Raw genomic sequence first — 21,207 nt, forward strand, 5'->3', positions numbered from 1 at the left:
TCTTCCTTCGGCTCTGGCTTCTTTGCTTCTGCCTTTGGAGCTGCGTTGGCATCGCCGACTCGTGCGATGACTGCGCCTACGTCGACGGTGTCGTCTTCGTCAGCGAGGATTTCAACGAGGGTGCCTGCAACTGGGGAAGGAATCTCGGTGTCGACCTTGTCGGTGGAGACTTCGAGAAGTGGTTCGTCGACCTCAACAGTGTCGCCGACCTTCTTCAGCCAGGTGGTAATGGTGCCTTCGGTAACGGATTCGCCGAGTTCTGGCATTTCGACGTCGGTAGCGTCGCCGGAAGCTGCTGGTGCTGCTTCCTCTTCTTCGGCTGGCTCTTCTGCTGGTTCCTCAGCAGGAGCTTCTTCAGCCTGTGGTTCTTCCTTCGGCTCTGGCTTCTTTGCTTCTGCCTTTGGAGCTGCGTTGGCATCGCCGACTCGTGCGATGACTGCGCCTACGTCGACGGTGTCGTCTTCGTCAGCGAGGATTTCAACGAGGGTGCCTGCAACTGGGGAAGGAATCTCGGTGTCGACCTTGTCGGTGGAGACTTCGAGAAGTGGTTCGTCGACCTCAACAGTGTCGCCGACCTTCTTCAGCCAGGTGGTAATGGTGCCTTCGGTAACGGATTCGCCGAGTTCTGGCATTTCGACGTCGGTAGCGTCGCCGGAAGCTGCTGGTGCTGCTTCCTCTTCTTCGGCTGGCTCTTCTGCTGGTTCCTCAGCAGGAGCTTCTTCCTTAGCCTCTTCAGCCGGGGCGTCCGAAGCTGCTTCGCCTTCTTCGCCGACCTTAGCGATAACTGCACCGACATCTACGGTGTCATCTTCCTCAGCGAGAATTTCCAGCAGGACGCCAGCAACTGGAGAAGGAATTTCGGTATCTACCTTGTCGGTCGAAACCTCAAGCAAAGGTTCGTCGACCTCAACAGTGTCGCCGACCTTCTTCAACCAGGTGGTAATCGTACCTTCGGTGACGGATTCGCCCAGCTCGGGCATCTCAACAGAGGTCGCCATGTGTGCACTCCTCGACTAATTGGTCTAAAGACGATGATCACATCCAAGACTACAGCCTGTCTGAAAGCCGTGCTTACAAGGTTGGGCCAAAACTGTTTTGCTTATCGAATTGCTACCTAAAAATGCAGGAGAGGCCACCCAAATCGCCCGTCGCCGGGTGTTTTCGGGTGGCCTCATTACTGGCATTCACCTTTGATGGTGGTCGAATTCAGTTACTCCAGGTTTTCAATGACGGCCAGCATTGTCCGGACTGGAACGCCAGTTCCGCGCTTTGGGGTGTAACCCCACGCGCCATTGGTGTTGAACGCTGGACCCGCAACGTCAATGTGAGCCCACTGGACATCGTCTGCGACGAACTCGCGAAGGTACGCAGCAGCGACGCTCATGCCACCCTCGCGTGAGGTCGTGACATTTCGCAGATCAGCGACGGGAGACTTCAGACCCTCGGTGAGCTCCTCAGGCATTGGCATTGCCCAACCGTTCTCTCCAATTTCGCGAGAAAGTTCAGCGACGCGATCTCGGAATTCATCGGTGCCCAACACGCCAGGCGTACGTCCACCAAGCGCAACGAGCTGTGCACCGGTGAGCGTTGCGGTGTCGATAAGGTGAGTCGGTTGATCCTCGCATGCACGTACAAGCGCATCCGCAAGAATGAGACGCCCCTCAGCGTCAGTATTCAAAATTTCGATGGTTTTGCCACCGTACTGAGTAACAACATCGCCCGGACGGTACGACTTTCCGTCCGGCATATTCTCAGCCATTGGAATCGTTGCGACGACCGGCACCGCAGTCTCCAACTTCGCGGCGAGCACCACGGTCGCGATAACCGCTGCCGCACCACCCATATCGGAGATCATGTTCTCCATGCTGGCGCCTGGCTTCAACGAAATTCCACCGGTATCGAAAGTGACACCCTTGCCAACGAGCGCCATCTTCGCGTCCGACTCTCCCTTGCCTGCCCATTCCATCCGCACTAGGCGAGGTCCGCGGGCGGAGCCACCACCGACGGCGGTGAGACCACCGAAGCCCTGTTTCTCCAACGCGACGTCGTCAAGAGTGGTCACAGTAAGTCCTGCAGCTTCACCCAGGTCAGTTGCGATATTCGCGAACACCTCAGGGTAGAGGTGGGAAGACGGTGCGTTGACGAGGTCACGCGCAGTGCATACTGCGTCGACAATTGCAGTCGAGCGCTGGATCTCCGCATCCGTCGCACCAATAACATGCAGGGTGCAGTCCTTGCTGGAATCGGTCTCGTTCGACTCGCTTTCCGACGCTTCCTTCAAGGACTTCAAGCCGGAGTAAGAGTATGCACCCAGTGCGAAACCCTCGGCTGCTGCCTGTGCATCGATATCGCCAAGTGCGGTAGCAATGGAAGTGGCTCCCTTAGCTGCGCGACCAGCGGCGCCAGATGCGCGACGGATGATTTCTGCGTCAGGGTCCGTATTGCCCAAACCAACAGCAATTACTGACTGCACACCAAGCCCGGAAGGTGCAGGAATGCGGGTAGTTGTTTCAAGCGAAGCGTTGGCATCTACTGCCTCGAGAGCTTCGAGGAGGGGCTTTGCGTATTCACCGACGACATGTGGGACTACGAGTTCCAGACCATCTTCGCCATCCATAATCGCGACAACGAGGCACTCCACAGAATCTGGCAAGGTGGCCGCGTCAGCTGCAGCTGCCCTGATGTCGATTCGAGTGCCGACAGCAGGGAGATGGCGCAACAAGATCTCGGAATTGGGGGTCTGGAAACTCATGAATTCTCCTTCATTGGTAAAGGCTGTGGGCAATGACTGTGCGGAGACTCCACATCGAACACGGGAGCAAACGCACCTGCCTCCCGCGGTTGTTGCGAGTTGCACAGTGATCATTCCTCTGTGTCGCCACTGTATATGTCACTGCGGATTGTGTCGTTAACTGAGACTGGCGAATCGGTGTCGGATGGTGATGCTTGTAGGCAGTGGGATGGTCACCCGTGGGGGTAATTATGTTGGCCAGTGAAACTTGAATGTGACGTGCATCACGCTGTAGTATCCCGATTGATGGGACTAAAATCCCAACGCTTGGACACCTTCTCGTTTCACCTCGGTGAGTCGAGGTTTACTATGGGGATATGTCGTCACTTGAATTCGCCATCGAGCGCACCCCGAATCCACTTTCCGACTCTGAACGAGACTCAATCCTGGCAAACCCAGGTTTCGGCAAGCGGTTTACTGACCACATGATTCGAATCGACTGGGATATCGAAAAGGGCTGGCATGACGCAAAGGTCGTGCCATATGGTCCGGTTTCTCTCGATCCTGCTACGTCGGTTTTGCACTATGGACAGGCGATTTTCGAAGGACTGAAGGCGTATCGCATGGCGGACGATTCCGTCGTCACGTTCCGTCCAGAGCAGAATGCGGAGCGATTCCAGATGTCGGCACGTCGTCTCGCAATGCCAGAGTTGCCGGTTGACCTGTTCTTGGAATCGCTTCGTCAGCTCGTGGAAATCGATAAGGCCTGGGTTCCTAAGGCTGGCGGTGAAGAGGCGTTGTACTTGCGTCCACTGCTGTTTGCAACCGAAGCAACACTGGGTGTGCATCCTTCGACGTCGTACACCTTTTTGTTGATGGCATCACCAGCTGGTGCTTACTTCAGCGGTGGCATCAACCCGGTGAAGGTGTGGCTATCGCACGAGTATGTTCGTGCGTGTCCAGGTGGTACCGGTGCTGCCAAGTTTGCAGGCAACTACGCAGCCTCTCTCGCTGCACAGGCGCAGGCGGAAGAAAAGGGCTGCGACCAGGTGGTCTGGCTCGACGCTATCGAGCGCACCTATATCGAAGAGATGGGCGGCATGAACCTTGCCTTCCTGTATGAAGATGACACCGCACCATCTGGAATCAAGCTGGTCACCCCGGCGTTGTCCGGCTCGCTGCTTGCTGGCATCACGCGTGACTCGCTGCTAACTGTTGCACGGGATCTGGGCATGAATGTCGAAGAGAAGCGCATTTCGACAGATGAGTGGGAGCAGGACGCCAATAGCGGTGCAATGCTTGAAGCATTTGCCTGCGGCACCGCAGCTGTCATCACACCAGTCGGCTTCGTTGAGTCGCGTGATGGATCGTTCACGATCAACAACGGTGAAACCGGCGAGTGGACCATGAAGCTGCGCAACCAGCTCACCGGCATTCAGCGTGGTTCGGTCGATGACTCCCACGACTGGCTCCATGAACTGAGCCCAGCCAAGTAGGTAAGTAGCGAAGGTAGCCAAATGCTCCTTGGCTGCCGAAGATGAGCACGCAGCCACCGCATCCTGCGGTGGCTGCAGTGGTTAAAAACGAAAAATATCCCGAGTGGAAATCCACTCGGGATACTTCGTAAATCGGGAGGCCGAAGGTGTGCTCGTTGATGGTGCCCCGGCAAACGGTCGGCACTAAATAATTTGGGCGAGCCCCGAAACGAGCCTCCTACTCCGCCTTCCCGGCGGTGTGCCCTTAGTGTATGCCCGCTCACAACCAAGGTCAATGGTTTTGTGCGAAAGATAGTGAAAATCGGGGGTGGAGTCAGGGGAGAGTGCTCTGACCAGCTAGAACGCGAAGATGGTTAATGAAACTGTTACTGCAATCTGAATTGTGGCCCCCAATACATCGCCGTTGACACCTGCCAACTTCTTCTGACAATGCCGCACAAACAGGACGGTGCTGGAGAGCGATACGATCGTCGCAAAGATCCCGAGGAATCCGGCAGCAAACCAGGACCCAATTGCAATGAGCGCCCACCACAAGGCGATCGTTTTGGTGCCTTGAGTGCCTACCGTCAAACCTCCGAATCCAGTGTTTGACATGGGACGGAACCACGAAGAACACGCCGTTGTCGCAGCCGCTCGCCCAGCAATCGTGGCGATGACGAGCAGCGAAGCGTGAGCCAGCTGCGTACCCCATGAACCATCAGATTGAGCAATCTTTGCAATGATCGCACCCATCGACATGGCCTGTACAAGAAGAACAAGCGCCACTGTGGCAGCGCCCATTGGGCCAGTTGAGGGATCACGAAGGATGGCCTGGGCGCCAGCTGGATCCCGGTAGGAGCCCAGCGCGTCGGCAACGTCTGCCAGCCCATCAATGTGCATGGCGCGAGTCACTATCTCGGTTGCGCAGACGAGTAGAGCTCCAAACATGGGGTAGAGCGCGGGGTTGATGCCATTGATGGGATCAGCAGACCACGAGGCCAAACCTGCGAAGAGTAGGGCGAGGACCCCGACGACGAAACCCGGGATCACACCGGCAACTGGAGCGGCAGCCATCGCACGGCGTCCCGTGATGCGGTCGAATGTCGCAGCACCACGCATGGGTACGATAGTCAGCCAAGAAATGGCCGTCGTGACGCCTTCGTACACCGGATTACCGTGCTGCGCTGGATCACCTTTCAAATCAGAGTGATCGGAGGGCCCCGCTTTTCCCGACATAATGCGGTACCCGATTAATCCTTACCAGCGACGCCGGCATCAGCGAACGTCGCCATGTCGCGCATAATCGCACCGGCAGCCTTGACGACTGGAATCACAGCTGCAGCGCCCGAACCCTCACCAAGTCGCATGCCATATTCCAACAAAGGCTCCAAATCGAGGTGCTTCAGCGCAATAGAATGCGCCGGCTCAACAGAGCGATGCCCTGCAACCCACCACTGGCGTGCACCCGGCGCTAACTGGTCCGCCAACAGCGCAGCAGACGTGACGACGGCTCCGTCCAAAATGCATGGCGTCCGCCGAACGGCAGCCTGAGCCAAGAATGCGGCCATCGCAGTGAGGTCTGGAGAACTAATGCGTCGGAGCACCTCAACTGGCTCGTTGCGGAGCCGGCGAACGCGGAACATCGCGTCGCGAATAGCGGCGGTCTTGATCTTCCAGCCTTCGTCGTCAATGCCCGTGCCACGGCCAACGACGACAACAGGTTCGGTGCCGGTGATAGCACCAATCATCGCAGCAGCTGGGGTGGTATTTCCGATGCCAAGGTCTCCCGGAATGAGCAGATCCGCGCCTTCGTCGACTGCCTTATTCGCGAGCGCAATACCCACGTGAATGGCCTTCTCGACTTCGCCGTGGCTCATGGCATCTTCACGATCAATTGACCCACACGAGCGGCGTACCCGGTACGCCCCCTCGGCTTCGTGGTCCAACGAAATATCTACTGATTCGACGGTCGCGTCACCATTAGCCGCAAGAATATTAATCGCGGCTCCATTCTGGCGGATATTCTCGTGCATCTGGATTGACACTGCAGGCGGAAAAGCTGATACACCATGCTGAGCAATACCGTGGTCACCTGCGAACACGACAACTCTGATGTCCTTCAGCTCTCGCGGTGGGCACTCGCCCTGGCACGCGGACAGCCAGATGCCGACTTCTTCTAAACGACCCAACGATCCTGCAGGTTTCGTTAGTTGCAAGTGTCGTTCACGGGCCAATTCCGCGATGTGTTCATCAGGGGCAGCCACCGGGCCAAAGTAATCCGCAGTCATGCATTAAAGATTAGTGCATGAAGAGTTAAGGCTGCTTCATCACCAGCTCGCAGCCAGCTACCACGAGCACAACCTTGTCACAGACCTCAGCCAACTGGGAATTCAGTGAACCAATTTCATCGCGAAAAAGCCTGCCCGAACGGTGCTCTGGGATCACACTCATGCCCACTTCCGGGCTCACAATGACCAGATGTTGCTCTGTGCTTTGCGACGGCCACCCCGCCACAGCATTTACCAATTCCTCGGTGTAATGCGCCAGGTGGCCACGTGGTTTTTCCCACGCGTCGTGCTGGTCAATGAGGTGGGTGAGCCAGGTTCCGACGTCGTCGAGAAGAACGTGCCCGGGAGCTGCCAGGGACTCCGGGGTGCGCAGAATATCCACGGCATCGGTGTCGTCGATGGTGGGCCAGTGAGCAGGACGACGAAGCTGGTGGGCGGCGATGCGTGCACCAAAGTCGTCGTCGCCAGGCCAAGGGCGGGCGGTGGCGACATAGTTGACAACCGGGCTGTCCGTGAGGCCCTCGGCGCGTGAGGAATCGTGGGCAAAAAAAGATTCAGCCCACGCAGATTTTCCGGAGCGCGCGCCACCAAGAACGAGAATCCGCATGGGCTGATGCCTTTCTACAAAGAAACTGGAAGCAAGAAACCTAGTAAGTGCCACCGATTTCGACTTGTGGACGAGGCGTGCGCAGACGACGTGGCTGTGACGCGCGTGAGTACGCATAAAAGCCGAGGCTCATTGGCTTCTCATCTGTATTTGGGTAGCGCTCACGAACGACGGCCATTGCCTTGCGGCCGATCCAGATGCCCTCGGCAAAGAGCGCCAAAATCATGACCATCGCAACCAACGTGGCAATGTTGGCTACCTGAGGCATCGAATTGCCAATCAACATGATGAGCAGCAACAAGAATGCAAATGGCATGAAGATGTTGGCGAAGAAACGACGAGAATCGACCCAGTCGCGGACAAGCTTGCGCTCCTTGCCCTTGTCACGGTCCAGGAGATACTGCGGGTCCCCAGAGGCCATGCGCTCATCAGCAATACGACGCTGCTCTCGTCGCTCTGCTCGTTCCTTGGCCTTCATGGCCTTCAGTTCGTCCTTGGACATCGACTGCTTCAGTTCACGCTTACGCGCGCGAGCTTCCTTCGATGTCAAAGGAGCGTCGACTGGTCCACGGCGTACACCTTGCGCACGCTCGACCTCGTTACGCTTCGGAGTTGGGCGCCCCTTCTTTGGCGTATATGCGCTGCTGACCGGGCGTGCGTCCGCTGCAGGAGTAGCTTCCGCTGCAGGCTTTGCTTGAGCAGCAGCATCAGAGCTGCTTGATCGGTCAGCATTCTCGTTCTTATTCCACGGCTTCTTCACAGCCTCAAGATTAGGGCGTAGGGACTGAACTGCAAAAGTGGGGTGTATCGCGTTCGCTCAGGGCTTAATGGAATTGCGGGCGAACCGTCGTGAAGTAAACGAAGATCGGGACTACCCTTTCAAAGAGCAGAGTCGATGGAATAGACTTCAGACCTATTACGTTGCCCCAAGGGCAGTACCGGGCAGGAAAATGTTCCGGACTCAGAATTTTCTTCTACATAAGTGAAGGAGCACCAAGGAATGACCACTGCACAGAGCACTGGCGTCACCCTGACCGAGACTGCAGCAGCTAAGGCAAAGGCTCTGCTTGATCAGGAAGGCGCAACCGATCTTTCGCTGCGCATTTCTGTCGCACCAGGTGGCTGCGCTGGCCTCCGCTACCAGCTGTACTTCGACGACCGTAACCTCGACGGCGACGTTGCAGAAGAGTTCAACGGCGTTCGCCTCGTTGTAGACCGTCAGTCGGTTCCTTACCTCATGGGCGCAACCATCGACTTCGCAGACACCATTGAGCAGCAGGGTTTCACCATCGATAACCCGAATGCAACTGGTTCGTGCGCTTGTGGCGACTCGTTCAACTAAGTCCTCGTTTCACTAAGTCACTGTGCCTCGTTGGCTTGTTGCCTGCGCAAGCAGGACGTAGTGATATAGCGAGGAAGCCTCAATAAAAAGGGGAGCCTTGCCCACATGAATTGTGTGGGTAAGGCTCCCTTTTATCTTCGGCCGAATGCGAAATGAGGCCCCTTCCGTCCTTCGGCCTCCCAGCCGTTTCGTCTCTCTGATCGACTCTCTGACTTATGACCGCGCTGGCAACATTTGAGGCCGAAAATTGCGTGAAATTGTTGCTAACTCGGTCATAGGTCGGAAGAAGCGGCGGTGCAATGAAGGCTAGAGGTTCACTGGGTAATCGCGCTCTTCAATCTCAGGCTTGATACGACCCTCGATGAAGATGCCATGCCAAATCATGAACGCAAGCACCGTCCAGAGACGACGAGAGTTGTCATTCTCGGTTGGGTGGTGTTCTTCGAGCATCTTCAAGACTGCAGCCTTGTCAATCAACTCTTCCGTCTGCGACTCACGAATGACATCCTCGGCCCAGCCACGAAGCTCGTCTCCAGCCAGCCAGTGACGAATTGGCACTGGGAAGCCCAACTTACGACGGTTCAAAACGTGTTCAGGAACAATCTGCTCCATGGCACGTCGCAAAGCGTACTTAGTGGTGCCGTTAGAAATGCGCATGTCCACAGGAAGGGTCTCTGCAACCTTCAGTACCTCGCGGTCCAGGAATGGAACACGAAGCTCCAGTGAGTTAGCCATGGTGATCTTGTCTGCCTTGACCAGAATGTCGCCGCGCAGCCACGTGAACAGGTCGAGGTGCTGCATACGAGTTACTGGATCCCAGCCCTGTGACTGAGCGTAAATCGGAGCAGTGACCTCGCGGTGATCCCACTCGCGTGGAGCCCATGGCAGAACCGATTTCAACTGTTCGTAATTAAAGGAGCGAGCGTTGCCGTAGTAGCGATCTTCCAGTGGGGTAGTGCCACGCTGGAGCAGCGACTTGCCGCGGACACCGTTAGGCAGTGCGTCGCCGACCTTCGCTAGGCCACGCAACAATGGAGAAGGAACCTTCTCGAAAGGCTTCAGCGACAATGGCTCCTTATAGATGGTGTAGCCACCAAAGAGCTCGTCAGCACCTTCGCCAGAAAGTACGACCTTCACGTGCTTACGTGCCTCAGCTGCAACGAAGTACAGCGGGACAAGCGCAGGGTCTGCCACCGGATCATCCAAATACCAGATGATCTTCGGAATCGCCGCCGCGAACTCCTCCGGAGACACCACCTTCACGATGTGCTCCACACCAATCGCAGCTGCAGACTCCGCCGCGACATCGACCTCCGAGAAGCCCTTGCGTTCAAAACCAGTCGTGAACGTCAACAGATTAGGGTTGTGGCGCTTCGCTAACGTCGCAATCGCCGTCGAATCGATACCACCGGACAGGAATGAACCAACCGTCACATCTGCACGCATGTGCTTCTCGACGGAGTCCTCCAAAGCATGAGCGATCGAATCAAAGACATCCTGCTCCTTGCCCTTCGCCACTGGCTTAATAGGGAAGGAAGGCTTGAAATAGCGCGTCTGCTCGACGATGCCACCTGGCTTCACGAAAGCGCTGCAGCCCGACTCGAGGCGACGGATGCCGGTGTGAAGAGACTCCGGTTCCGGCACGTACTGCAAATCCATGTAGTGAACCAGTGCGCGACGGTCCAGATCCTTCGTATCCACGCCCAACTCCGGAGCCATCTCCAGGATGGACTTCTTCTCAGACGCGAAAGCTGTGCCACGCTCAGTCGTCGCAAAGTAGAGGGGCTTAATGCCGAAAGGATCGCGGGCTAGGAACAGGCGACGCTCGACCGTGTCCCAAATGGCAATGCCAAACATGCCACGCAAATGCGTGACGACATCTGCGCCCCAATGGTGGAAGCCAACCAGGATTGGTTCACCGTCACCGGAGGTATTGAAGGTATAACCAGCATCGGTCAGTTCCTTGCGGAGCTCCAGATAGTTGTAGATCTCGCCGTTAAACGTCATGGAATAACGATTCGGCTGATCCTCCGGACCCCACTGCAGAGGCTGGTGGCTGTGCTCCAAGTCGATAATGGAGAGGCGATTGAAGCCAAATACGGCGTCCTCGTCGTGCCACGTTCCGGCCTCGTCTGGGCCACGGTGGCGCATACATGGCAGAGCGCGCTCGACAGCTGGAACCAGCTGCGCGGCATCAGCGTTTGCGGACAGAATTCCGAGAAGACCACACATGCCTTTTAGTGAGTACCTTTCCTAATGGATACGGCGAGCACCTCGACCGTACAAATCGGTCGAAGACTTTCGAGATGTAATCGATGCGTATCACCGCGTCCGCACTGGATAGTTAACTGTGCGAGACGTGACAGTGAAGTCGCGAAAGCAAAGGTGCAAGCAATTACTTCGACCACATTAGTACGGTAACCAACAATGTCGTGAACATTCGTGTTGGTGGTGTTAGTCACCGGGCTGCCGGACGGAGATTTTTCTCAGGGAGTAGGGCGCGGAGGACAGGGGACTGGCGCAGAGGTTCCTGATGAAAAGGAACCCTCTATTCCTGCCGTTGTCCTAGTTGTGAGCGTTTCAAGTGGGTAAAATTGCGTGCAATCTGTGGGAATCGGTACCTAATCTAAGAGATCTACCCCCGTAGGGTGGGGCACTCTCAGAGTTTTATTAGGCACGTTATACTCGGTGACACCCCTAAAGGTCTGTCCATTGTGGAGAATTCACAGGAATGGACTAACCTGCATTGGTAAGACTGAACCGATATTTAAGGTTCTTTAACAAATTGTGTGGATCAGGAAGGCAGACACACGTGAATCAGCGTAGAGAGCATGGAGCCGTTCGTAAGCTCGGCATCCTCGGCGTCCTCGCCGGAAGCGCCACCCTGCTCGCAGGTTGCGACGTCAATCCGCCGGAAAACGGCTTCTTCAAGCTACTCCGCTTCGGTTGGCCAATGGGCGTTACGCCTGAGGCAGAAGCAATGGGTAACTTCTGGGTGTGGGTCTGGGTTGCCGCGTGGATCATCGGCATCATCGTTTGGGGTATCACCCTGTACTCGATGGCCGCATTTACTGCTAAGAAGGCAAAGAAGACTGGCGAGGGTGAATTCCCACGTCAGACTGCTTACAACGTTCCACTTGAGCTGATTTTGACGATCTTGCCAATTCTGATCGTCATGTCTCTGTTCTTCTTCACTGTTCAGACGCAGGACAAGGTCACCGCGCTGGACAAGGAGCCAGAGGTCACCGTTGACGTCACCGCGTTCCAGTGGAACTGGAAGTTCGGTTACGCAAACGTTTCTTCCGACCTGATGGGTGGCGAAGAGTACACCGGGCGCAAGGAAAACCAGAGCCCAGAAATCTTCTTCACGGACGAGCACGCTGACGACGCTGAGAAGGCAGAGCAGAAGCAGTTCCCAGTTCACGGTCTGTCCAAGTCTGACCTCTCCTTCTTGCACTTCAACGAGATCGAGACCCTGGGTACCACCGAAGAGGTTCCAGTTCTGGTTCTCCCAGAAGACACTGCAGTTGAGTTCGACCTGGCTTCCGCTGACGTCGTTCACTCCTTCTGGGTTCCAGAGTTCCTCTTCAAGCGAGATGCATTCCCTCACCCAGATGCGAACAAGGTAAACCGTCTCTTCCAGATCGAGGCAATCGAGTCTGACAAGATTCAGAACCGCCCAGAGGACAACCCATCCTCCGAGGTTCACAATGCATTCGTTGGTCGTTGTGCTGAAATGTGTGGTACCTACCACGCAATGATGAACTTCGAGATCCGCGTTGTTCCTCGCGAGGACTTCGCTAAGTACATCAAGTTCCGCCAGGAGAACCCAGCCGCTACGAACGCTGAGGCTCTCAAGGAAATCGGCGAGCCAGCATTCGCAGTTTCCACCTCTCCGTTCAACGCTGGTCGTACCGAGACTCGTGACATGGGCAACCGTGAAGAGTCCAACACCGTCGACCTGAACCAGAACTAACCGCCCACTTTTTGGATTAGGAAGTCAACAGATATGAAGTCTGCAGCAAAGCTCTTCTACGGACTTACCGTGTTCTTGGGCACCATGACCGTGGTGTACATCTTCGGCACCATGTACTTGCAGGACACCGGTAACGTCATCAACGAAAACCAGGGCCGCCTCGAGTGGGTCGGTGCAACTGGTCTGTTCCTCGGTACCCTGCTCACCCTGATGCTCGGCGTTTACCTCCACTTCACGGAGACCCGCTCTGACATCACCCCTTCCGACTGGGAAGAAGCCGAGATCGCGGACGGCGCAGGAACCCTGGGCTTCTTCTCCGCAAGCTCCATCTGGCCATTCGTAATGACCATGGCAATCCTGCTCATGGGCTACGGCATCGCTTTCATGGCATACTGGCTCATCGTTCTCGGTGCGGTTATTCTCATCGTTTCCGGTACCAAGCTGAACACCCAGTACATCCAGCCAGTCGAAAAGCACTAGTCTGGAATACACTGTAAAAACGCCCTGTAGAACCCGGCCTTCCGGTTCTACAGGGCGCTTTTGTGTGCAGACAACCAATCTACGTAGGCATCCAGCGCAACCACAGCGTGCATAGAAAAGCCCGGAAGTCACCTCCCAGGACCCAACACTGGCATGTGACTTCCGGGCTGCTAGCACCGTGTAGAACTAATCAAGGCCTACGCAAACTCGACAGGCTTTTGTCCCTTAGGCAGCTCGGCTACTTGGCCTTCTTCTACGACCAAGTGACGCGCCTCTAATCGATCAACCATGCGGCGGTCGTGGGTAATCACGATGACAGTTCCTTCTGTCGCCACGATTGCGTCCTGGACTTCCTCAATCAGGTCAACCGAAAGGTGATTTGTCGGCTCGTCGAGAAGCAGAATCTCCGGGGGATCAGCTACTACGAGGGCCAAGGCAACACGACGTTGCTGACCAACAGAAAGATCCGAAACAGGACGGTTACGGTCGCGCTTTGTTAGCAACCCAAGGTCTTCCAACGTGACCTTTGGGTTGGGAGCACGGTCATAGAGCTCCTGAGGCGTCAGATTTGGATTGTCCCAATGCTGTTCCTGCGCGAGCATTGCGATACGCGCCTCTTGGCCGATACGCGCCTCACCGGCCTGTGGAGCTACTTCGCCCATCATGACCTTTAGTAGCGTCGACTTGCCCGCTCCGTTCGGTCCAGTGACCACGACGGTGTCGCCCGGGCGAATGGTCAAAGAACCTACATGAATTCGATCAGGGACAACAACGCCACGCAACTTGATGTGGAAGTCCTCTTCGCTGCCTGCAGCTGCGCGCTTCGACGACAACGGAGCTGTCAGTGGCGCATCGAAACCGAGCAGGGCAGGGGGCTTCGGTACACCGTCTTCGATCAACTCTTCAAGACGCTGTCGGGCAGCCCGGATTCGACGAGCAACTTGTCGATCAGCACGACCCCCAGCATGCCCGTAGCCCATCTTCTCGTTGTCGCGCTTCGGCTTGACGGGACCGGCATCTTCATTGACATTGTCAATGGTCTGTTCCAGCTTTGCACGTTCATGCTGCTCGGTACGCCACTGATGCTCCCAGAGTTGGCGTTCGTGGCGCCTGTGCTTGTCGTAATCGGTGTAGTTGCCACGGAACAAGCCGATACCCGGACGGTTCGGTACTAGGTCTCCAATGATCGTACAAACCGCATCTAGGAAGTCACGATCATGCGTTGCGACGACTACGACGCCAGGGTGCTTTCGAATCGTGTCAATCACAAGTGCGCGGCCACGGTCGTCGAGGTGGTTAGTCGGCTCGTCGAGAAGCAAGATCTCGGGCTTACGAATTAGGGTCAAAGCAAGACCCAAACGGGCACGTTGACCACCTGACATGTCTACGGTCCTCTGCTCGAGTACCGGACCGTCGGGGCCATCACCAGAGAGGCCGAGGTGATCGAGGACAACAGCAGCGTGATGCTCGGCATTCCAGTCATCGTGGGCCATGACATCGCTGAAGATGTCTGAATACGCCTTCTCGGCGGCCGCTGCAGCTTCATCACCGTCAGCTGTGGCCATGTGTTCGGCAGCTTCTTCTAAAGCCGCTAGACGGCGCTTTGATGGCCCGAGGGCTTCGTCGACAAGCATTTGCACTGTGGAGTCAAAAGGATCCTCTAGCTCTTGAGAGCCCAGCACACGAACACCGATATGAGAAACCTTGCCGCGGGTTGGCTTTCGGCGTCCTGACAACACCCATAGCAGCGTTGATTTGCCTGCGCCGTTGTCGCCGACGAGTCCGAGTACGTCGCCGGCCGATACAGTCAGATTGATGTCTTGGAGAACCGGCGTCCCCTCGTAATCAAAACTGACACCATTCGCGACAAGTTGAGTGTTGGTTGCATCGACAAAACTCAATGTTGATTCAGCCATCAGTCGATTCGCCTCCTTCTAGAGATACCTAACTAATGCAATCCCGAAAATTGTGAAGGCGCTGCGAAATGATGGGGTAGGGGATCGTAAGAACTAACCCGGTTCGCAGCTGGCGTAATCAGTTCATAGCTGAAGATTATACGCTGTTAAGTCCGTGTTAAGTAGCGATTGCTCACGAACCCTGATGATGTCTCGTTGGACTGAGACCTGTGTCCGCTGGCTTTCACGTCCACTGAGTTTTGCCTGCGCTGATGGAAAGTGGCCAACTAACGGGGCCTGACCGACTAATGCGCGCCGTCGAGGAAGAGCGCAGAAATGCGAAAACCGCCCGTCTAGGAATTGTGATCCTAGCGGGCGGTTTTGGAACGCAGTGAAAGTAGGCGCTTAAACCTTACTTCTCCAGCTCTGCGCGATCTGCGGCGTTCTTTGCCTCCAGCTCGCGGAACATCTGAGTACGCTGCTTGTCGTTCTCTTCCTCGATGCGAGCGGCTTCAGCTGCGATCTCAGGAGAGTCAGGCTTGAAGTAGCTGCCTCGACCTGGAGCGCCGGATGCGCCGAGCTCGTTCATCTGGGTAGGAACGTATGCACCCTGGTACTCGAGTGGAATTGGATGACCGTGCTCGTCAACAGGACCCAGTGGCTGGTGAACCTCAATGAAGGAACCAGATGGGAGCTGGTTGATGATGCCAGTCTCAATACCGTGCTCGAGGATCGCACGGTCACGACGCTGCAGGCCAATGCAAATGCGGTACGTGACGAAGTACGCAATTGGAGGCAGCAGAATCAGACCGATACGACCGACCCAAGTCATCGCATTCAGCGAGATGTCGAAGTGGTAAGCAACAAGGTCGTTACCACCGGAGATCGTGAGCAGACCGTAGAAGACCAGAGCCATTGCACCCAGACCGGAGCGGACTGGAACGTCGCGTGGACGCTGCAACAGGTTGTGGTGGCCTTCGTCGCCAGTGATCTTGGCTTCGATGAATGGGTAGGTGAAGAGCAGGACCACCAGCAGTCCGAGCAGCAAAGCTACCCAGAAGACTGCAGGAATGGTGTAGTTGCCGAGGTACAGCTCCCATGCAGGCATGACACGAGCAGCACCGTCAGTCCAGAGCATGTAAATATCTGGCTGGGAACCAGCGGACACCTGCGATGGGTTGTATGGACCCAGATTCCAAATCGCGTTGATCTGGAACAGACCAGCGATGAAGAACAGGAAGCCGAAGGTGATCAGACCGAACGATGCAGCCTTGACTGCGAAGATCGGCAGGATTCGAACACCGACAACGTTGTTCTCAGTGCGACCAGCGCCTGGGAACTGGGTGTGCTTCTGGTACCAGACCAAGGCCAAGTGAGCGGCGATGAGGCCGAGCAGCAGGGCAGGGATGATCAGAACGTGAGCGATGTACAGACGAGGAATAATGATGTCGCCTGGGAAGTCGCCGTTGAACATCATCCAGTGCATCCAGGTACCGATGATTGGCAAACCAATGATGATTGCCGACATGATTCGGAGACCAACACCGGAGAGCAGGTCGTCTGGCAGGGAGTAGCCCATGAAGCCTTCTGCAACCGAGAGGAGCAGGAGGATCGAGCCGATAACCCAGTTAGCTTCACGTGGCTTACGGAAAGCACCGGTGAAGAAGATGCGGAACATGTGCGCCATGATCGAGATGGCGAACAGCAGAGCACCCCAGTGGTGGACCTGACGAATGAACAGGCCACCACGAACCTCAAACGAAATCTGCAGGGCGGTCTCGTAGGCGCGGGACATTTCCACACCATTGAGTGGCGCATATGCACCGTCGTAAATGACCTTCGACATCGATGGGTCGAAGAACAAGGTCAGGTAGACACCGGACACGAGCAGTACGATAAACGAGTACAGCGCGATTTCACCCAGCATGAATGACCAGTGGGTAGGGAAGACCTTGTTCAGCTGCTGACGCAGGCCAGCAGACATGGTGTAGCGGTCGTCCATGTTACTTGCAGCGCGTGCTGCCTTTACGGAATTACTCATGACTGACGCTCCCAGAATGCAGGGCCTACAGGCTCAATGAAGTTGGACTTGGCGTAGAAGTAGCCCTCTTCGTCCACATCGATATCGAGCTCTGGCAGTGCGCGGGCAGCCGGACCGAAGACTGGCTTACCAAACTGCAGGGCATCGAACTGGGACTGGTGGCATGGGCACAGAATGCGGTTGGTCTGAGCCTCATACAGCGAAGTTGGGCAACCAATGTGCGTACAAATCTTCGAGTATGCGAAGTAGTCGCCGTAGTGGAACTCTTCCTGGCCCTTGCGCAGGGTAGCGCGAGCAGCATCGGAAGAACGCAGTCGAATCAACATGACCGAGTTACGGGAACCGTGAATCGAGTGCATGTGAGCTTCGTAAGCATCGCGATTTGCATCGTACTTATCGCCGTCGTTGACATCAGCCTCTGGAAGCGGGAAGACCGTTTCCATTGCGCCAGCGGAGAGATCTTCTGGGCGAACACGAACCAGGCGGGAAACGCCGCGGGTGTGGTAACCGTGGGAGTCTTCTTCCGCAATTGCGCCGGTGTCGCGACCGAGGTAAACCTTCTCGCCCTTTTCGACGAGGGTCCAGCCGGTGGTCCAGAGAGTGCCATCACCAGTGACGTCCATTTCGTGGCGTGGCTTCCAAGGATTCTTGATCATGCCACCGATTGGCAGAACCATGCCGAGGCCGGCGAGAACTGCACCGGTACCGAGCAGGCCCTTGATAGCGGAACGACGACCAAGAGTCGAGGTCTGCCAAGAATCGTTCAGCAGGGCGACGATGGTCTTACGGTCAACTTCCTCTGAAGGGCCATCGTGGCGACGCTGCACCGAGATCTCTTCTGGAACGAAACGCTTGGTGTACTTAACAGCACCAACGCCTAGGGAGATGATGGAGCCACCGAGGGTGAAACCGAGCAGTGGGGTGTACAGAGTGTAACGCCACAGGTTCTCGGAGCCGTGGCCCTCGTAGTTCCATGGGTAGAACAAGTAGATGGCGATGAACGCCAGTGCGAGAACAACTGCCAGTGACAGCCAGATGATGACGCCAGTTGCGGCGCGCTTCTCAGCTGGATCATTCTCGATTGGGAAGCGCTCCTTGCGGAACGCAATGGTAACGTCGTCGAGCTCTGCGCCGAGGCGAGCGAGCTCTGCGTTATTCATCTTCGACAGCTCTTCCGAGCTGTAGGTCTTCTTAGTGTTCTCACTCATTGGCGTGATCCAATCCACAGGGCTGCGGCGCAGAGAGCCACGATGCCAACAATCCACATGAACATGCCCTCAGTCACTGGGCCGATGCCACCGAGGCCCCAACCACCTGGGGTAGGGGTTTCGGATGCATTCTTGATGTAAGCGATGAGGTCCTTCTTCTCGTCGGCAGAAAGCTGACGGTCAGAGAACTTCGGCATGTTCTGAGGGCCGGTAAGCATTGCCTGGTACAGCTCCTGCTCGTTTGCAGGATCCAGAACTGGTGCATACTTACCGCCAGACAGTGCGCCACCACGACCGGTGAAGTTGTGGCAGGATGCACAGTTCAAACGGAAGAGCTCCGAGCCACGTGCAACGTCGGCTGGATCGATTTCACCGTTCGGGCCGGCGTTCTTACCGCGCAGGGATTCCATTGCGATGGAGCCGTCTTCGTCGCGGACGATGCCTGCGCCACCACCATGAGACTGAACGTAGGCAGCAATTGCCAGCGTCTGCTCTTCGGAGTAGCGAGGGGTCTTACGCGAAGCCTGTGCCTCGTTGCGGAGCATAGGCATACGACCGGAGTGAACCTGGAAGTACACAGCGCCTTCACCGACACCGATGAGAGACTTACCGCGGTCCTTGACGCCCTGCAGGTTAGCGCCGTGGCACGTGATGCAGGCGACGTCGTAAAGTTCCTTACCCTGCTGAATCTGAGCTGCCTTGTCCTGCTCCGCTGTAGCAGTCTGGGCATCTGGGGTAAGTGCGTTAGCAAGGAAGCCCGCGCCGGTGAGGGCGAGAGCAAGCGCCATTACGCCGGAAGCGGCGCGACGCATCTTACGGCGACCCTTAGTCTTAGGGGCCGCCGTCGAGGAGACATTCTCCTCAGTAGCGGGGTTTTTGATTTCCATCTTGTTCCCTTTAAGAGTTCGTGGAAAGTGGATGGCCTCGTAGTCGCAGTTAGACCGCGACAAGCGGCCTACTGGATGAAGTAGATGGTTGCGAACAGACCAATCCACACGACGTCAACGAAGTGCCAGTAGTACGAAACCACGATGGCTGCCGTTGCCTGGGCTGGGGTGAACTTCGCCTTGGAGATACGGATCATCACAATCACGAAAGCCACAACACCTGCAAGAACGTGTGCTGCGTGGAAACCGGTGGTGATGAAGAATACCGAACCGTAGACGGAGTTCTGGATGGTCAAACCGTGGCCGACAAGAGTTATGTACTCGTATGCCTGACCAAGAAGGAAGATCGTTCCCAGCAGGGTCGACAACGCGTACCACCTGCGGAGGGCGAAAACGTCGCCACGTTCGGCCGCGAACACGCCCCACTGGGCAGTGAACGAAGACGACACCAAGATCACGGTGATCAAAAGTGCGTACGGGACGTTGAGGTGGCCGGTACCCCAATCCCACGATTCGCCTTGGCCATTTGCGCGAGATACGAAGTACATCGCGAAAAGACCGGCGAAGAACATTAATTCCTGAGACAGGAACACGATCGTGCCGACACTGACCATATTTGGCCGATTCAGTGTCGCGGCACGACGTGGTGCTGTCATACCTTGATTTTCAACTGCGCTCGTCACGCTTAACAGTATGGCCTGTTTCTTAGGTGTAGTCACGTTGCAACCCCCATTTTGGCCAGAAATTTCGCAAAAGCCCAGGTCGTTGCAAAAGGTTCCTGAGAATTCACATAGATTTTCGGATTACCGGGAACTCTTTGGGGTCGCTTTCCGACGCGCACCTGAGTGGGGGTTTTGATGAGCCAGGCATCCATGACCGCAAAGCGTCGAGCACTGCACCTGTGAGCTCCAGTAGCTTATGGAACTCTCATGCCTGATTAATGTTCCACAAGTGTATATGAACGACAGCTCCATGGGCGAACGGGGGAGCTTTGCCGTCCGCCCACGGATTGTGATGTTGACAAGTACTATTGTCTCCGTGCTCGGGGTCCGGATGCACGCAACGTCGATGAGCTGATCGACCCCGAGAATCTTGTTAACCGAGACTGAACGTATTGTGATCGTGGATGTCCCAACTGCGTGCGTTTCCACGTCGTTGTATCTCAGAGATTTGTAGCCCATATATAAGGAGGAATATCAGCCATGACAGAGTTGACCGAGTTAGTCGCCGATACGTCGTGGCGTGAAGTCCTTGGGGCTATCGGTGCGCGACGCGAGCTGACGGAGCCAGAGATCGCGTTCGCAATGGATCAGATCATGTCTGGTCAAGCAACGGACGGGCAGGTCGCTGGTTTCTCATTCGGCCTTTTCGTCAAGGGCATTACTCCTGCCGAGTTGGATTTTGCTGCCAATGGAATGTTGTCCTTTGCTACTGAGCTTGACGACGAAGAAGTCCTGCAGGCTGTTGCCGATGGTGCGGTCGATATCGTCGGAACTGGCGGCGATGGTGCGCATACCGTAAATATTTCGACTATGTCGTCGGTTGTCGTCGCGGCATCGGGTGTTCCGGTTTTGAAGCACGGCAATCGTGCAGCGTCGTCAAAGTCGGGTGGCGCGGACATGTTGGAAGCGTTGGGTATTGATATTGCCGATGGTCGAGTCTTCTCGCCGTCGCACCCTGACTTCGTTCTGCGATTTATCTTTGCAGCGTCGTATCATCCGGCGATGCGCTATGCCGGGCCGGTGCGTAGAGAACTTGCGGTGCCGACGATCTTCAATTTGCTTGGTCCACTGACCAATCCGGCTCAGCCCTCGTGCAGTCTGATTGGCTGTGCTTTTGAAGAGCAAATGGAGGCCATGGCGGGTGCATATGCACGCCGCGGTCAACGTGTACTCCTTGTCCGAGGTAGTGATGGCCTGGATGAAGTAACGGTGACTGGACCTACTCGGCTGTTTTTTGTCGAGCACGGCGAGGTCCACGAGGATGTGATCGATCCGGAGGATTTCGGATTCTCGTATGCACCAGCGGATTCCTTGCGTGGTGGTACGCCGGAGTACAACGCAGAGATTGCTCGCCAAGTCTGGGCTAGTGAGCTTCATGGTCCCATTCGAGATGCAGTAGTTCTCAACTCCGCTGCATCTTTGGTTGCATCCAAGGGATTGCAGGGGCGCACGCTTCAGCAGGCGCTGGCGGAGGAAGTGGCAATTGCCGATCATGCGTTGTCGTCGGGGCGTTGTAAGGAGATCATCGAGTCGGTCATCGCGAACTCATGATGTG

At 56.1% G+C, this 21,207-nt stretch carries 17 protein-coding genes; 5 read left to right on the plus strand and 12 right to left on the minus strand.

Annotation, left to right across the window (positions count from 1 at the left end; translation table 11 throughout):
• Both WG934_RS09535 and WG934_RS09540 read right to left on the minus strand, forming a co-directional pair.
• Nucleotides 1-998: biotin/lipoyl-containing protein (locus tag WG934_RS09535; RefSeq protein ID WP_339989891.1), on the minus strand; the 998-nt coding region annotated here is incomplete at its 3' end.
• Nucleotides 999-1,210: 212 nt separating this feature from the next.
• Nucleotides 1,211-2,752, minus strand: coding sequence for a leucyl aminopeptidase (locus tag WG934_RS09540; protein ID WP_339980059.1), 1,542 nt, complete (start codon nt 2,750-2,752; stop codon nt 1,211-1,213).
• Nucleotides 2,753-3,108: 356 nt separating this feature from the next.
• On the opposite strand from WG934_RS09540, the gene WG934_RS09545 reads away from it, so the two are divergent.
• Nucleotides 3,109-4,227, plus strand: coding sequence for a branched-chain amino acid aminotransferase (locus tag WG934_RS09545; protein WP_339989892.1), 1,119 nt, complete (start codon nt 3,109-3,111; stop codon nt 4,225-4,227).
• Between the two features lie 336 nt (nt 4,228-4,563).
• Here WG934_RS09545 and WG934_RS09550 read toward each other — a convergent pair whose 3' ends face one another.
• The 4 genes from WG934_RS09550 to WG934_RS09565 are packed head-to-tail and all read right to left on the minus strand — an operon-like array spanning nt 4,564 to nt 7,861.
• On the minus strand, nt 4,564-5,442 hold the full coding sequence (locus tag WG934_RS09550) for an adenosylcobinamide-GDP ribazoletransferase (RefSeq protein ID WP_339989893.1): 879 nt from the start codon (nt 5,440-5,442) through the stop codon (nt 4,564-4,566).
• Between the two features lie 14 nt (nt 5,443-5,456).
• Nucleotides 5,457-6,494: a nicotinate-nucleotide--dimethylbenzimidazole phosphoribosyltransferase gene (gene cobT, locus WG934_RS09555; RefSeq protein WP_339989894.1), complete on the minus strand. Its 1,038-nt coding sequence runs from the start codon at nt 6,492-6,494 to the stop codon at nt 5,457-5,459.
• Nucleotides 6,495-6,519: 25 nt separating this feature from the next.
• Nucleotides 6,520-7,101, minus strand: a complete 582-nt coding sequence (locus tag WG934_RS09560; RefSeq protein WP_339989895.1) for a bifunctional adenosylcobinamide kinase/adenosylcobinamide-phosphate guanylyltransferase — start codon at nt 7,099-7,101, stop codon at nt 6,520-6,522.
• A gap of 40 nt (nt 7,102-7,141) precedes the next feature.
• Nucleotides 7,142-7,861: a DUF3043 domain-containing protein gene (locus WG934_RS09565; protein ID WP_339980068.1), complete on the minus strand. Its 720-nt coding sequence runs from the start codon at nt 7,859-7,861 to the stop codon at nt 7,142-7,144.
• A 240-nt stretch (nt 7,862-8,101) separates the two neighbouring features.
• Between WG934_RS09565 and WG934_RS09570 the strand changes: the two genes are divergently transcribed.
• Nucleotides 8,102-8,443: a HesB/IscA family protein gene (locus WG934_RS09570; RefSeq protein ID WP_339980069.1), complete on the plus strand. Its 342-nt coding sequence runs from the start codon at nt 8,102-8,104 to the stop codon at nt 8,441-8,443.
• Between the two features lie 306 nt (nt 8,444-8,749).
• On the opposite strand, the gene asnB is transcribed toward WG934_RS09570, so the two are convergent.
• On the minus strand, nt 8,750-10,675 hold the full coding sequence (gene asnB, locus WG934_RS09575; protein ID WP_339980071.1) for an asparagine synthase (glutamine-hydrolyzing): 1,926 nt from the start codon (nt 10,673-10,675) through the stop codon (nt 8,750-8,752).
• 580 nt (nt 10,676-11,255) lie between these two features.
• Here asnB and ctaC point away from each other — a divergent pair.
• Together ctaC and ctaF are read left to right on the plus strand one after the other, a co-directional pair.
• Nucleotides 11,256-12,419 carry an aa3-type cytochrome oxidase subunit II gene (gene ctaC / locus WG934_RS09580; protein ID WP_339980073.1) on the plus strand — a complete coding sequence of 388 codons (1,164 nt, stop codon included), beginning with the start codon at nt 11,256-11,258 and terminating at the stop codon, nt 12,417-12,419.
• 33 nt (nt 12,420-12,452) lie between these two features.
• Nucleotides 12,453-12,899: an aa3-type cytochrome oxidase subunit IV gene (gene ctaF / locus WG934_RS09585; protein WP_339980075.1), complete on the plus strand. Its 447-nt coding sequence runs from the start codon at nt 12,453-12,455 to the stop codon at nt 12,897-12,899.
• Between the two features lie 197 nt (nt 12,900-13,096).
• Here the strand turns inward: ctaF and WG934_RS09590 are convergent, their stop codons facing one another.
• The 5 genes from WG934_RS09590 to ctaE all read right to left on the minus strand — a co-directional run bounded on the left by WG934_RS09590 (nt 13,097) and on the right by ctaE (nt 19,613).
• Nucleotides 13,097-14,815, minus strand: coding sequence for an ABC-F family ATP-binding cassette domain-containing protein (locus WG934_RS09590; protein ID WP_339989897.1), 1,719 nt, complete (start codon nt 14,813-14,815; stop codon nt 13,097-13,099).
• A 391-nt stretch (nt 14,816-15,206) separates the two neighbouring features.
• The gene (gene qcrB, locus WG934_RS09595; protein ID WP_339980077.1) at nt 15,207-16,835 is read right to left on the minus strand and encodes a cytochrome bc1 complex cytochrome b subunit; all 1,629 of its coding nucleotides are present in this window, start codon (nt 16,833-16,835) and stop codon (nt 15,207-15,209) included.
• Nucleotides 16,832-18,043, minus strand: coding sequence for a cytochrome bc1 complex Rieske iron-sulfur subunit (gene qcrA, locus WG934_RS09600; protein ID WP_339989898.1), 1,212 nt, complete (start codon nt 18,041-18,043; stop codon nt 16,832-16,834). The genes qcrB and qcrA overlap by 4 nt, the downstream gene beginning before the upstream one ends.
• The gene (qcrC, locus tag WG934_RS09605) at nt 18,040-18,930 is read right to left on the minus strand and encodes a cytochrome bc1 complex diheme cytochrome c subunit (protein ID WP_339980080.1); all 891 of its coding nucleotides are present in this window, start codon (nt 18,928-18,930) and stop codon (nt 18,040-18,042) included. Before qcrC ends, qcrA begins: the two co-directional genes overlap by 4 nt.
• A gap of 68 nt (nt 18,931-18,998) precedes the next feature.
• Entirely contained in the window at nt 18,999-19,613 is a 615-nt protein-coding gene (gene ctaE / locus WG934_RS09610; RefSeq protein WP_339989899.1) for an aa3-type cytochrome oxidase subunit III, read from the minus strand.
• 519 nt (nt 19,614-20,132) lie between these two features.
• Between ctaE and trpD the strand changes: the two genes are divergently transcribed.
• Entirely contained in the window at nt 20,133-21,203 is a 1,071-nt protein-coding gene (gene trpD / locus WG934_RS09615; protein ID WP_339989900.1) for an anthranilate phosphoribosyltransferase, read from the plus strand.
• Nucleotides 21,204-21,207: the final 4 nt, after the last annotated feature.

The organism is Corynebacterium sp. H78 (assembly GCF_037572275.1).
Taxonomy (GTDB): domain Bacteria; phylum Actinomycetota; class Actinomycetes; order Mycobacteriales; family Mycobacteriaceae; genus Corynebacterium.

What these genes read in the sequence shown, in the direction of transcription:
- WG934_RS09560 (WP_339989895.1), bottom strand. Translation starts at nt 7,101, where the DNA reads ATGCGGATTCTCGTTCTTGGTGGCGCGCGCTCCGGAAAATCTGCGTGG.
- WG934_RS09540 (WP_339980059.1), bottom strand. Translation starts at nt 2,752, where the DNA reads ATGAGTTTCCAGACCCCCAATTCCGAGATCTTGTTGCGCCATCTCCCT.
- qcrB (WP_339980077.1), bottom strand. Translation starts at nt 16,835, where the DNA reads ATGAGTAATTCCGTAAAGGCAGCACGCGCTGCAAGTAACATGGACGAC.
- cobT (WP_339989894.1), bottom strand. Translation starts at nt 6,494, where the DNA reads ATGACTGCGGATTACTTTGGCCCGGTGGCTGCCCCTGATGAACACATC.
- asnB (WP_339980071.1), bottom strand. Translation starts at nt 10,675, where the DNA reads ATGTGTGGTCTTCTCGGAATTCTGTCCGCAAACGCTGATGCCGCGCAG.
- WG934_RS09550 (WP_339989893.1), bottom strand. Translation starts at nt 5,442, where the DNA reads ATGTCGGGAAAAGCGGGGCCCTCCGATCACTCTGATTTGAAAGGTGAT.
- WG934_RS09545 (WP_339989892.1), top strand. Translation starts at nt 3,109, where the DNA reads ATGTCGTCACTTGAATTCGCCATCGAGCGCACCCCGAATCCACTTTCC.
- ctaF (WP_339980075.1), top strand. Translation starts at nt 12,453, where the DNA reads ATGAAGTCTGCAGCAAAGCTCTTCTACGGACTTACCGTGTTCTTGGGC.
- qcrA (WP_339989898.1), bottom strand. Translation starts at nt 18,043, where the DNA reads ATGAGTGAGAACACTAAGAAGACCTACAGCTCGGAAGAGCTGTCGAAG.
- WG934_RS09590 (WP_339989897.1), bottom strand. Translation starts at nt 14,815, where the DNA reads ATGGCTGAATCAACATTGAGTTTTGTCGATGCAACCAACACTCAACTT.
- WG934_RS09570 (WP_339980069.1), top strand. Translation starts at nt 8,102, where the DNA reads ATGACCACTGCACAGAGCACTGGCGTCACCCTGACCGAGACTGCAGCA.
- qcrC (WP_339980080.1), bottom strand. Translation starts at nt 18,930, where the DNA reads ATGGAAATCAAAAACCCCGCTACTGAGGAGAATGTCTCCTCGACGGCG.
- trpD (WP_339989900.1), top strand. Translation starts at nt 20,133, where the DNA reads ATGACAGAGTTGACCGAGTTAGTCGCCGATACGTCGTGGCGTGAAGTC.